4 protein-coding genes and 1 pseudogene are annotated in these 13,879 nt (G+C 61.5%); all 5 read left to right on the top strand.

Translation table 11 applies throughout. From position 1 onward, the window contains the following. Positions 1–1,880: 1,880 nt before the first annotated feature. A pseudogene (locus tag FJW03_RS30350) lies at positions 1,881–2,606 on the top strand (peroxidase family protein); the annotation flags it as partial. 243 nt (positions 2,607–2,849) lie between these two features. Next, the gene (locus FJW03_RS30355) at positions 2,850–8,303 is read left to right on the top strand and encodes a cadherin-like domain-containing protein (protein WP_413466507.1); all 5,454 of its coding nucleotides are present in this window, start codon (positions 2,850–2,852) and stop codon (positions 8,301–8,303) included. A gap of 77 nt (positions 8,304–8,380) precedes the next feature. Beyond that, positions 8,381–10,180 carry a type I secretion system permease/ATPase gene (locus FJW03_RS14535; protein WP_140761595.1) on the top strand — a complete coding sequence of 600 codons (1,800 nt, stop codon included), beginning with the start codon at positions 8,381–8,383 and terminating at the stop codon, positions 10,178–10,180. A 10-nt stretch (positions 10,181–10,190) separates the two neighbouring features. Continuing rightward, on the top strand, positions 10,191–12,434 hold the full coding sequence (locus FJW03_RS14540; RefSeq protein WP_140761597.1) for a cadherin-like domain-containing protein: 2,244 nt from the start codon (positions 10,191–10,193) through the stop codon (positions 12,432–12,434). Positions 12,435–12,462: 28 nt separating this feature from the next. Then, on the top strand, positions 12,463–13,761 hold the full coding sequence (locus FJW03_RS14545; RefSeq protein ID WP_140761599.1) for an HlyD family type I secretion periplasmic adaptor subunit: 1,299 nt from the start codon (positions 12,463–12,465) through the stop codon (positions 13,759–13,761). Positions 13,762–13,879: the final 118 nt, after the last annotated feature.

Raw genomic sequence — 13,879 nt, forward strand, 5'->3', positions numbered from 1 at the left:
GCGAAGCAAGTGGCTTTCGTATCCCGATCGGGCTTTTCAACAACTTGGTCGAGGTCACCCGCTGGAAGTGGGGTTCTTCGGACAATCCGTTCCCGCGCCTGACCGCGGCCGATTACAACAATTACGTGGCCCAGGTGATGCTCAATCCGGCGCTGACCAATGGATTTCACACCGGCTATCTGGATACACATACCCTTCCCGACACCACTCAACTTGCATCACCAGGCGCCTATGGCGACCTCAACACCACGGTGGTGGACTACACGCCGCGCATGATCACCCAGACGATCAGTTCCTCGTATGGTGCGCCCGGTGCCGCGACTGCCACCGGCATCGTTCTCGCTGGCACGGATCCAGCGATAGTCTCCATGCTTCCTGGCGAGCTGATGATCGTAAGCACCGGCGCTGGCCTGGTTGCCTTCAGCTTCTATATCGGAGCGGATCCTTCCAACGGCAATCTGGTCGGTATCAATGTCAACCCGCCGGCGACCGTAGCCAGTGCCATGCAGGCCATGCAGGTTGCCCTGCGCGATCCTCATATTGGCGGTGTTCCCGACGCGGTGGTCGCCATCGACGCGAACGGTCATATCAGCATGTCATTGGGCTCTCCGCAGGATGGCAGCTTTGCGGTCTTCGACTACGCCGGCCTTGGCCTCGGCGGCACGTTTGACCCTGTCGTGCCCGATGGCGCCAGCGCCATGATCAGAACGGGTGTCTACACCGATGTGGTGACGTCCGAGAATGTCCACGGCGTCGGCGGCACGACTGAAACGATCACCGAATATATGGTGCGAAACCTGAACACGCTGCCGGGTGACCCGTCGACCAGCGGTATCTTCACCTTGTTCGGCCAATTTTTTGACCATGGTCTCGATTTCATCGGCAAAGGCGGCCAAGGCTCCAAGATCATCATTCCGCTGTCGCCTTCCGATCCTCTGTACCGAGCTCCGATGGCAAATGGGCCAAGCGACCCTGGCAACACAACCATCACGATCTCGCGCGCCACGCCGGACGGATACACCGTGGACGATTATCACGGTCGCCCGATCTCGATAGCCGGAGCGGACAACGTCTGGGGCACACCAGACGACCTGAGCGCCCCCGGCGCTGACGGCGTCTATGGGACCGGCGACGATGTTCACGCGGCAATGGTAAAGCCGGCCACGACGTCCTACACAAACCATACCTCACCTTACATCGACCAAAGCCAGAGCTATGGCTCGGATTCGCAGACCACCTACATCCTGCGCGAATGGGTGAAGGATCCCAACAATCCGGGCCACTACATCGCGGGCGCGGAGTTGCTGGACGGGCACCAGACCCAGGCCTACAACAGCCAATATTTCGACGACTCCTCCTTGACCGGCCTTGGCGTCGGCCAGACCACCCGAACATTGCCCACGCTCAACGAACTGCGCGAGCACCTGCGCGTCACCATGCGCGACGACCTGACGTGGGACGACATTAACAACCTGCGTGCGCGGGATGCTCAGGGTCACGTCATCGACACCAACGGGAGCGTTCCAGGCGGCTTCAACTACACGGGCGAAGCGCTGCTGCTCGACATGAATCCGCGCTTCGACATCGGCCGGCTCCATCCCAATGACGGGAACGCCGGGACGAACTGGGATACCAACGCCGCGGCGAAGGTGGATGCGGCCATCGCGACCCTCAGCCAATGGGTTTCGAACAACGGTCTGGGTTCCTTCGGACTCGTCGGCAACGACCTCACCCTCACCCTCAACGCGGCGATGGGGCCGCTCCAGGCCAATGTCGCGTATACCGGCGCCTATGCCATGGCGCTTTGGGTCGACTTCTCGAACTTCAGCATAACTGCGACCGATGACATCTACGGCGCAGTCAGCGAGATAATGATGGCGTCGGTCGGCGACCACTACGTCGCCGGTGACGGACGTGCCAACGAAAACTTCGGCCTCACCGCCATCCACCATGTCTTCCACGCCAACCACAATGTGCAACTGATCAACCTCGAGAAGATGGTGCTGGCGTCGCCCGATGTCGATGCGCGCCACGGCTATGAGGTCGCGGTCACGCAACACAGCGGTGACGTGGTTGCCAATGGCATCGGCCTGATCAACGGTCACTACGAAGACGCGAACCACAACTACACGCTCGCCGATGGTTCAATTTCCTGGAACCAGGACAAGATGTTCGAGGCGGCCAAGCTTATCAACGAAATGGAGTACCAGCACGTCGCGATCGACCAGTACGCGCGCTTGGTGACCCCCGACCTGCCGGAGTTCGTGACCTACGACAACGACATCAAGTCGGACATCTCGCTCGAATACTCGCAGGCCGCATTCCGCTTTGGACACTCCCAGCTGCGTGAAACAATTGATGCCATCGACCCCAACGGCACTGTGACCAAATGGGCGCTGGAGGCTGCGTTCCTCAACCCGACCGCCTACGCCCAAACCGGCGCCGAGGACATCCTGCGCGGCATGTCGCAGCAACTTACCAACGAAGTGGACGAGTTCGTCACCCCGGCCATGCAGCAGACGCTGCTCGGCCAGCCGCTCGATCTCGCCGCCATCAACATCGCTCGCGGCCGCGATGTCGGCATGCCAACCCTCAACGAAGTGCGCCGCCAATTGCATGACGCGCTCGTTGCCGAGCGGCTCGCCGATCCGGCGACGCCCCACCACACCAATCTGATCGTCGATGCCCTCAATCCATACACCAGCTGGGCTGAGTTCGGCTCTCAGATGCAGCATCCCGAATCCCTGGTGAATTTCATCGCGGCCTATTCCTTCGACGGCGATCTCGCCAAAGCCCGGGCAATTGTTGGCCTCGAGGATGGCTCCATTATCGAAGGCACCCCCGATGCCATGAATTATACGTTGCAGCAGGCCGTGGCTTTCCTGAATGGCGGTGACGACGGCTACAACCATATCGATTTCTGGATGGGCGGCCTGGCGGAACTGCATGTGTTCACAGGCCAGCTCGGCACCACCTTCAACGCCATCTTCGAAGACCAGATGGAACGGCTGATGGATGGCGACCGCTTCTATTACCTCTACCGGCTTGGTCTCGCCCTCAATATCGATCCGGACCTGGGTCACGCCATCACGACGGAGCAGTTCAAGGACATCATCGAACGCACGACGGGGGCGTTGCATCTCAACGGCGACGTGATGGGCTGGTCCGATCATACGTTCGAGCTCGCGCCGATGTATACTGCGGCACTCGCGGCCAATGCTGGGATGACGAACGGTTTCAAGATTGATCCTGTCACCCATGCGGTCACCGGCACCAGCACTGCAACGGGCTACGGCATTTATTCCGGCTCGGGCAACAGCACTGCCGGAAACGGTACGCTGCTCACGAAGATCAATGCCGATCTTGGCCTCAGCAATACCTATATCGCCGACTTCCGGCCCGACGTCGGGGAGAACCCCGACGGGACGCCCTCTTCGGGCTACAATTCGCACGAAACCTTCGCCGGCACCGACTACAACGACTGGCTCGATGCCGGTAATGGCGACGACACCATCTATGGCGACAAGGGCAACGACGTGCTCGACGGCAAGGCGGGCGCCGACCACATCTATGGCGGCGATGGCCAGGATGTCATCTACGGGGGCGACATCGAGGACTTCCTCGACGGCGGCGCCGGCGACGATATCATTTATGCCGGCACCAGCGCCGGCGGGCTGGATGTCGCCATCGGCGGCCACGGCAATGACAGGGTGTACGGCGAAGCCGGTATCGACGAACTTTATGGCGGCGAGGGTGACGATTATATCGACGCCGGCGGCGACACCGACCTGGCCTTCGGCGATTCGGGCAACGACATCATGTTCGGCGGCGACGGCCCGGACGAACTGCGCGGCGGTGAAGGCGACGACATGTTGTCGGGCGGCTCGGGTTCCGACCAGCTCAAGGGCGAGCATGGCGACGACATCTTCTTCGGCGGCATCGGCCAGGCGGCCCAGACCGGCGACAGCGATGAAGCGCTGGGCGACACCGGCTTCGATATGGCGGCCTTCAGCGACACCAGCATCGTGCTCGACACCGCAGCCGACCTGCGCAACGTCAACCTGACCGGCGCGCCTGGCGGAACGGCCTTCGAGCCCTTCAACCAGCTCTGGACCGACCTCGAGGGCGTTGTTGGCTCGAAATTCAACGACACCATCATCGGCGCCGACACCGGTGCCGTCGACGCCGAAGGCGTGCAGTCAGGCGATAACTGGCTGATAGGCGGTGGCGGCAACGACACTTTCGGTACCCGCGCTGGCGATGAGACCGGCAGCCTCGGCAACGGTGGCGACGACGTCATCGTCGGCGACTCCGTCCGTCTCGACGCGCTGATCGGGCACTATTCCGGCTATCTGGAAGATCATCCCGAGCTGCCGCAGTTCGATGCGAACGGCAACGCACTGCACGGGTTGCTGAACGGTGACACCACGTTGATAGGAGGCTTGCTCGGCCACGGCGAGGCGGCCGGCTTCGCCAAGCATTTCACCGAAATGCTCAAGACCCATGACCGCAAGGACCTGGTCCTCGGCGCGGACGTTGGTGCGGCAGGAGACCATGACGTCGCAATCTACACCGGCAATGTTGGCGACTACACGTTGACGGCGCTCGACGCCAACGGCGCGATAGTGGCAAATCCCCATGCGAACTGGGGCAATGTGTTCGCGGTCAAGATCCACGATGATGTCGGCGATCGCACGTTGGCCGACGGCACGGTCCTAGCATCCGATGGCACTGATCTGTTGGTTGGGGTCGAGTATCTCGACTTCGCCAACGACCACAACTTCAACATCCAGGCTTATTTCGACATCGCCCCGACGCTGGACCTGCATTCAAACATCGCCACCACTAATTTTTCCGCCACGGACACGTTTTCGGGCAGCCCAAGCAACAATCCCTATGGGAGAGGCTCGGGTTGGAGCGGATCGTGGTTGGAGTCCGGCGATGGCAACAACACCAACTCTGGTTCGGGCCAAATTCTTTATATTTCTCCCGGGCTCGACGGTTCGGGCGGAGCCCTCCAGATTAACGGCGGGCCAGGTTCGGGCTTCAACAATCCATATAACGGCGCGTCGATCTCTCGTGGCGTCAACCTGAATGGATACGGGACCGCTCACGTCAGCTTCCAGGTTTCGGAGTCTGGCCTTGGCAGTAATGAGACCGTGAAAGTTTACCTGACGAATAACGGGAGCCCGCCCAGCGGCAGCGATGTGCCGATCTATACAATCGACCAAAACACCAATGCGGTCGGGCAGGTCAGTTTCGATTTAACAGGAACGTTCGGATCGAGCTCGCGGCTCTACTTCGTGGCCAGTTCGATGAACAGTAGCAGCGATATTGTCACGATCGATAACATCAGTGTCACCGCCACCAAGACGGTCGACACTTTTCCCGGCAATGATTATTCGACCAATTACACGGAACAGCTCACGCCGGCCGCAATAGCGTCGACGCCGCTGATCACCGACCCGGACGACACGAACATGGTTTCGGCGAAGATCGTCCTGACCGACGGTGTCGTCGGGGATCGGCTCAACGTTGGCGTCTTGCCGTCTGGCATTGTCGCAACCGGAAACGGCACCGGCCTCGTCACTCTCACCGGGGCTGCTACTCTGGCCGCGTACCGGACGGCGCTTGAGGCGATCACCTTCTCGAACCCGACCAACGACAATCCGACCGGCGCCAATCGGCACATCCAGGTGACGGTCAGCGATGGTCTCAAGAACAGCCCCGTGGCGACGACGACGGTGCATGTGACGCCTGTCGACGATCCGGCGACGCTTCACAACGATACTATCCTGACCAACAATGGCACGACGTCGTTCACTGTACCGGACTGGGCCTTGCTGGCCAATGACAGCGATCCGGACTCGGTTCTCAGCATCAGCGGCGTGAACGGAGGCTCGGAGCTCGCCAACGGGTCGCCGACACACTCGAATAGCAACCAGTCCGTCACGATCCAGGATTCAACAAGCGGTCAAATCGGCGGCTATGGCGGTACCTTCCGATACTATGGCAGCGGTGTCGGTTCGAATGATGTTGGCCGCCCGACAGTGACTGTTTCCAACCAGAACGGTGGAAATCTTACCGGCACGGCGGGTTCTGAAATCATCGTCGACAGCACCAGTGGCACAGGCGTCCATACCATCAACGGCAATGGCGGCAACGACATCGTCTTCGCCAATAACGGCGATGATACGATCGTGACCGGCAGCGGCAATGACTATATCGACGGAGGTACGGGTGCGGACTCGATGACGGGTGGCGCCGGCGATGACACCTATGTCATCGACGACATCAGCGGCACCAGGGACGTCGTACACGAGGACGTCGGCGGTGGCACCGACACGATCACGTCGTCCAATTCGAGCCTTAATCTCAACGATTCGGTCTTTGCCAATGTCGAGAATGCGACCCTGACCGGCAGCTCAAGCCTGAATATTGTCGGTAACAGCGCTAACAACGTCCTTGTCGGCAACGGTGGCAACAACATATTCACCTGGAACGCCTTGGGCGGCAGAGATACCATCGACGGCGGCAGCGGCAGCGGCGACACCTTCGTTGTCAATGGCAATGCTTCGGCAGAGACCTTCGACATTTACGCGATGACTGATGGCCAGAATGCTGGCCTGGCAAGTCTGCTCGGCACGAGCTTTGCCACAGACACCGAGATCGTCATCACCCGGACGGTCAGCGGCGTGACCACGGTCGCGGCGGAACTCGACAATATCGACGAGATCACGGTCAACACGCTTAACGTGACTGCCAACAACAACAATGGTGGACCCGATGGTGGCCCCACGGGCGGCGACACGGTCGTCATCCATGGCAACTTCGCGGCCACGGACCTCAACTACTCCACCATCACGGTCAACGGCGGCGAAAGCGACGACACGGTCGATATCTCCGGCCTGACCTCCGATCACCGTATCATCTTCCATGGTGCCGGCGGGACGAACCATGTCATTGGCAACCTGCGTCCCCAGGACGTCGTCGACAATGGCGTGCCCGGCAACGAAAATGCGCCTGGCAACGGAGGCGACACCTCACAAGGTGACGACGACGACGAAGACGACAACGAGCACCAGAACCGTGCGCCGGTCGTGAACGGAGCCATCGTGCTGCCCCCGCTGGGCGCGAACACGGCGATGCTGATCACCGCGGCGACGCTTCTGGCCGGAGCCTCGGATGCCGATGGCGGCTCCCTGACCGTGACCAACCTCACGCCGTCTTCAGGAACTGTCACCCAGGGGCCCGATGGCTGGACCTTCACACCCGATACCGACGACACCAGCCAGGTGAGCTTCAGTTACGACATCAGCGACGGCCAGGCTTCCATCCACCAAACGGCTTCGCTGGATCTGACGGCGGCCGCCGCGGGAGAAGGCGACGGCGGGGATGCGCCGGTGCCCGGCGGCGATGCCCATCTCGGCACCGATGGTGACGACGTCATGATCGGCGGGCCCGATGCGGACGTGCTGAGCGGTGGCCAGGGTGACGACATCATCTTGGGCAATGACGGCGCGGACACGCTGCTTGGCGGTGCCGGAGACGACCTCATCAAGGCTGGCGCCGGCGACGACGTCGTCTTCGGTGGCGCCGGCAACGACAATATCTTCGGCGGCGCCGGGCATGACATGATCTTCGGCGACGGCGGCAACGACCGAATATTTGCCGACGAGGGCAACGACGTCGTGGAAGGCGGAGCTGGCAACGACACTGTCTATGCCGGCACCGGCGACGACCACATCATCGCCAATGTTGGCGATGGCGACGACGTCTACTGGGGCGAGGATGGGCAGGATACGCTCGACTACGCGGCCATCGGCGCCAGCTTGACGATCGATCTTGGCAACGGGCTGCTGCACCACGGCAGTGTCTCGAGCGCGCAAAGCGGTCAGGATACGGTGTTCGGCTTCGAGAACGTGATCGCCGGTTCCGGCAATGACACAATCATTGCCAACGCCGCCGCCAACACAATGGATGGCGGGCTTGGCAGCGACACCTTCGTGTTCGGGTCGGCAGCCGACGCCAATGGCGATACGATCGTTGGCTTGCAGCCGGGCGACAAGATCGATCTGTCAATGATCGACGCCGACACGAGTGCGGCGGGCCACCAGTCCTTCGTCCTCTTTGCCGGAGCCGGGTTCACTTCGGCGGGCCAGGTCATGGTCAGCTACCAGACCGCCGCGGACGGTGAACATACGCTGGTCAAGGGCGAGATCAACGGTGACGGCGCGGCCGACTTCAGCATCGATGTTGCCGGCCACCACGACCTGGACGGAACCTCGTTCAAGTTCGCCTGAACGTTCTGGCCGCCGGGGGCAATCCCTGGCGGCCGTTCAAGTCTGCAGACAGTTCAATATGGTTGAGGTGGGCTTTCATGAGTACCCAAAAGAAACGCACCCGTTCTGCTCCCGATGTGTCGCAATACATCGGCAATTGTCGCGGGCTTGCAGTCTTTCTGCTCTGCCTTTCCGGTGTCATCAACCTTCTGGCGTTGACCGGCTCTTTCTACATGCTGCAGATCTACGATCGGGCCTTGCCCAGCGGCAGCGTGCCCACGCTGATAGCCTTCTCGGTGCTGGCCATCGGACTCTACCTTTTCCAGGGCCTGTTCGACGTCTTGCGGTCCCAGATTCTCGTCCGCTATGGTGCGCGCCTCGACGCCAGGCTGGCCCCGCTGGCCCATCAGGTGGTTATCGAGATGCCGCGCTACGGCTATTCCACGTCGGAAGCGCTCGAGCGGGGCCGGGACGTGGATACCGTGCGCGGCTTCATATCCAGCCAGGCCCCTATCGCCCTGTTCGACCTGCCCTGGATGCCGCTCTTCCTGGGCTTCGTCTATCTCCTCCACCCCATGCTCGGACTGCTGACACTCGCGGGCGCCGTAGTCCTCATCGCCCTGACCGTCGTTACAGAAGTGATGACGAGAAATGTCGTCAAGGATACGCACCGCGCCGCCATCACGCGTTCGAACATCGCCGACGCACATGCGCGCAATGCAGATATTCTCAAGGCAATGGGCTTCGGCTCGCGTGCCGTGTCGCGCTTTTCAGCCGCCAATGACAAACATCTCCATTTGCAAACCAAGACCAGCGATGTGACGGGGTCCTTCAGCGGCCTGGCAAAAGTGCTGCGCATGATGCTGCAATCGGCGCTTCTGGGCCTTGGCGCCTATCTCACGATGAAAGGAGAACTCTCATCGGGTTCCATCATTGCGTGTTCGGTCGCTTCGGCGCGCGCCCTCGCTCCCATCGACATGGCGATCGGCAACTGGAAGGGTTTCGTCGCTGCACGCCGAAGCTTTGGCCGGCTCAAGGAAACCCTTGCGGCTATGGATGATGAGGCCCGGATTATCGATCTTCCGGCGCCTTGCCAAACGCTGAAAGTGGAAAAAGCAACCGTCGTTGCGCCCCACACCGGCGCGGTTCTTCTGAGCGACGTTTTTTTCGAACTCAAGGCCGGCGATGCGCTGGGCCTGATCGGCCCAAGCGGCGGCGGCAAGACATCGCTGGCGAAAAGCATTGTCGGTGTCTGGCCGTTGCTGCGCGGCTCGATCAGGCTCGACGATGCTGATCTCGATCAGTGGCACAGCGATAAACTTGGTGCCCATATCGGATATCTGCCTCAGGATGTGTCTCTGCTGGAGGGGACGATCGCCGAGAACATCTCGCGCTTCGATCCGCAAGCCGACGCGCGCGGGATCGTTGCCGCCGCGCGCGCCGCCGGTGTCCATCAAATGATCGTCAGGCTCAGCCAGGGATACCAGACCGAACTTGGGCCAAACGGCACCTCCCTGTCGGCCGGCCAGCGCCAGCGCATCGGCCTTGCTCGCGCTCTTTACGGCGACCCTTTCCTTGTCGTGCTGGACGAGCCGAATTCCAACCTCGACGCCGAAGGCGAGGCCGCCTTGACGGAGGCGCTCAAGGGCGTTCGTCAGCGTGGTGGCATCGCCATTGTGATTGCCCATCGCCCGAGTGCCCTGGCAGCGGTCGATCTCGTCGGGCTGATACAGAACGGCAAGCTGGTTGCGATAGGCCCGAAGGATGAGCTGATCCGCGAACCGGCGCGCGTCGCCACGGTGCCTGCCTCAGCTGGCAAGACGCGCGCCGCTCCAACGCCTAGCTCTGGCGGCAAGGTGCGCGCCGCGGCGGCCGTTGCGGCCGCGCAAAAGGATTGACGAGCGAAAAATGGACGATCGGCTCGCACTTGGACTGCCCAACCACGAGGAGCTCGACGCTCCGAAGAACCGTTTTAAGTTGCGTGATGCACGCTCGCGCGTCAATTCGGTCTCTGCCTTTCCATTCTTGATCGGTGCATTCGCGGCACTCCTGAAAAAGATATTCGAGAGCGACCAGAACGTCCCCGACAAAAACCCGGGCGGACATGCCGACCAGACCACCAAGGGCGACGATCACCCATCCGACGCCGAGGGCGATCCGGTCGTGACGCAGATACAGAAGATCGGCGATGTCGCGGACTATCTGCGAAGTCTCGCCGAACCCATAGGCGTCAATGTTAGCGACCTCAATTTCGACGTCTGGCAGCCGCATCGGCCCTGGGGCGTGCAAGGGCTGCACCCGAACGTTCGCGCTGGCGTCGGCAACAGCATCCACGGTCCGGGCGGCCATGGTGCCCCGCCGCCACCCGTTGCCAGCAACGACAATGGTGGTGGGGGATCCTCACCTCCCGGTGGCGTTTTGCCGGGCCATGGCGGGAGCGAAACCGGCGGCGGGTCGGGCCCGGGCGGCCAGCCGGGCGGCAGCGGGGGACAAGGAAATCAGCCCGGCCAAACCGACCCCGGCCAGGGTTCGCCAGGACCGACTAAGTCAAATCGGCGGCCGGTCCTGACCGGTCCGGTCTTTCTTTCCGACGGCATGATGAACCTGTCGGTCATCATCACCATGGGCGAACTGCTGAACGGCGCCAGCGACCCGGATGGGGACAATTTGATCGTGCGCTCGCTGGAGGCCGATAGTGGTGAACTTCGCCGCATCGGACTGGAACGATGGCTCTATACGCCCGAGCACGACCAGATTGGAGCCGTCACGTTTCATTATCAAATCAGCGACGGCGTCGAGACCATCCAGCAGAGCGCTCACCTCGAAGTCACGGAGCCCGCCGGTGAATCCACGGCCGGCACCGAGGGTGACGATGTGCTGATAGGAACCCCTTACGATGATCTGATCGATGCCCGCGGCGGCAATGACGTCGTCTATGGGCGCGAAAGCAACGATACGATCCACGGCGGCGACGGCAACGACCGGCTCATCGGGGGCGACGGCAACGATGTCATCTGGGGCGGCCGCGGCAATGACGTCCTTTTTGGCGGTCATGGCGACGATTCCCTGTTCGGCGGCGAGGGCAACGACATTCTGTATGGCGATGCGGGCAACGATCTGCTTCTCGGCGGCGAGGGCCAGGACCAGATCCATGGTGGCGATGGCAACGACGTCGCCGACGGCGGCACGGGCAGTGACGTGCTGGAAGGCGAAGACGGCGCCGATACGCTGGACGGCGGCGATGGTAACGATGCTCTCGACGGCGGCGCTGGGGCCGACCTCCTGATTGGCGGCAGCGGTGACGATGCAATCGCCGGGGACGACGGCGCGGACTCTTTGCTGGGCGGCGACGGCGCCGACTCGCTCCATGGTGATGCGGGCGCCGATACGCTGGACGGCGGCGACGGCAACGATGTGCTCGACGGCGGGCAAGACGATGACACGCTCATTGGTGGCGCCGGTGACGACACCATGAGCGGCGGCGACGGCAATGATCATCTGAGCGATGGCGCAGGTCTCGACCACATTGACGGCGGCGCGGGCGATGACGTCATTGTTCTTTGCAACGACGTCCGGATCGATATCGTGGATGGCGGCGCGGGCCAGGATACGCTCGATCTTTCCGCCAATGCCCACGACACCCTTGTGGACCTGCCGGACGGGCTCGTCTTCCTCGATGGCATCGAAGAGGCCCATATCTTTGAAATCGAGAGCATCGTGGGCGGCCATGGGCGAAACACGCTGGTGGCGAACGATGCCGTCAATGTCATGGTGGGCGGCGGCGGCAGTGACCTGTTCGTGTTCCAGTCGCTTCAATCCCTGGAAAACCAGGGCGGGCCGCGCGACCTGATAATGGATTTCCATGCCGGAGACCGCATCGATCTGTCGCGCATTTCCGAAGATCTCAATGACTTTGCAGGCCACAAACTGTTCTTTGCCGGCGCGGCCTCGGCGGCACCAGCCGATCTAGGGGCGGTGGTCTTCAAATTTCAAACGCTCGACATTGATCACGAAGTCACGCTCGTCTCCGGGAATCTCGACAGCGACCCGGACGATGAATTCTCATTGGCCCTGGACGGCCATCACGAACTGACGGCCCAGGACTTCATTCTTGAAGCAAAGCACGACGCCGCAATGCCTGGTCAGGCATAGGCGACCGCGCAGACGATAGGAGTAAAGCGTGGACAAGAATCTTGAGAAGAAGACGCGTCGGCCACATTACACCATTCACTCCAGGGTGGCGGTTTCCGGCCTCCTGGCATTGGGTTTGGTTCTGGGCTGCGGAGGTTGGGCGGCCAATGCAAACCTGTCGGGTGCGATCATCGCACAGGGTAAAGTCACCTCGAAAAAGCAGTTGAAGATGATTCAACACCGCGACGGCGGCATCATCGGCGCGATCGAAGTCGCCAACGGCGATGCGGTGAAAGTCGGTGACGTTTTGATCCGTCTCGACGAAACCCAGACCAGGGCGGAGCTGGGTGTGTTGAGTGGCCAGTTTCTGGAATTCCAGGGACGCTCCGCCCGCTTGCGCGCCGAGCGCGACGATCTGGACCAGATCACGTTCGATTTTGCAGCCGATGTCGATCCGCACGCCATCGTGGATGGCGAGCAGCGGCTGTTTGCCAATAACCGGGCCACGCGTGTGGCTCAGAAGGCGCAACTGGCATCGCAGATCGAACAGTACGAGGAACAGATCAGAGGCCTGGAAGCGCAGAAGACGTCCAGCAAAAGCGAACGTGCCCTTGTGGCTGAAGATCTGGGCCGCCTGGCGCCCTTGTTGCGCAAGGGGCTCATCGAAGGCGACAAGACACGCACGCTGGAACGGGACCTGATCAAGATCGACGGCCATATCGCCGAGGTCGAGTCCGACATAGCGCGGGCCAGGGGCCAGATCAGCGAGGTCAATCTCAAGATGATTGAACTGGACCAGCAGGTCAGGACCGATGCCCAGCGTGAATTGCGCGACGTCGAGGCCAAAGTCGCCGAGCTGGACGATCGTATCGTCGCCGCAAAGGATCGTCTCACGCGCATGGAGCTGCGGGCGCCGATTTCGGGAATCGTCAACGATCTCAAGGTTCACACGGTGGGCGGGGTGATTGCGCCCGGCGAAACCGTCATGTCAATCGTGCCTGGCGGTGACGAACTTGTCATCGAGGCTCGGGTCGCACCGACCGATATAGACCAGGTATCAACGGGCCAGGATGTGAGGCTGCGCTTCTCGTCATTCAACCAGCGCACCACACCCGAGATTGGCGGGCGCGTCAACGTTGTTGGAGCGGCTGCTAGTGTCGACGCGCAGACCGGCCAGGCCTATTACCTTTCAACAATCGCGATCGTCGATGACAGTGGCCTCGAAGGCAAGCAACTGGTGCCAGGCATGCCGGTCGAGGTCTTCCTGCACACGAAGGAAAGGTCTGCACTTTCCTACCTGGTCAAGCCATTCACCGATCAGATGAAGCGGGCCATGAACGAAGAATGATCGAATAGCGTTCCGTCGTCGTTGATTGCGGGGGGCGACGGGGTGATCGGGGTGAGCATGCGCGCCCTGATAGCTGCCAACGCCTTTCCCCCCACCCGCCAGGCGTTGGCAGCTGCCT

Source organism: Mesorhizobium sp. B4-1-4 (genome assembly GCF_006439395.2).
In the GTDB taxonomy this organism is placed as follows: domain Bacteria; phylum Pseudomonadota; class Alphaproteobacteria; order Rhizobiales; family Rhizobiaceae; genus Mesorhizobium.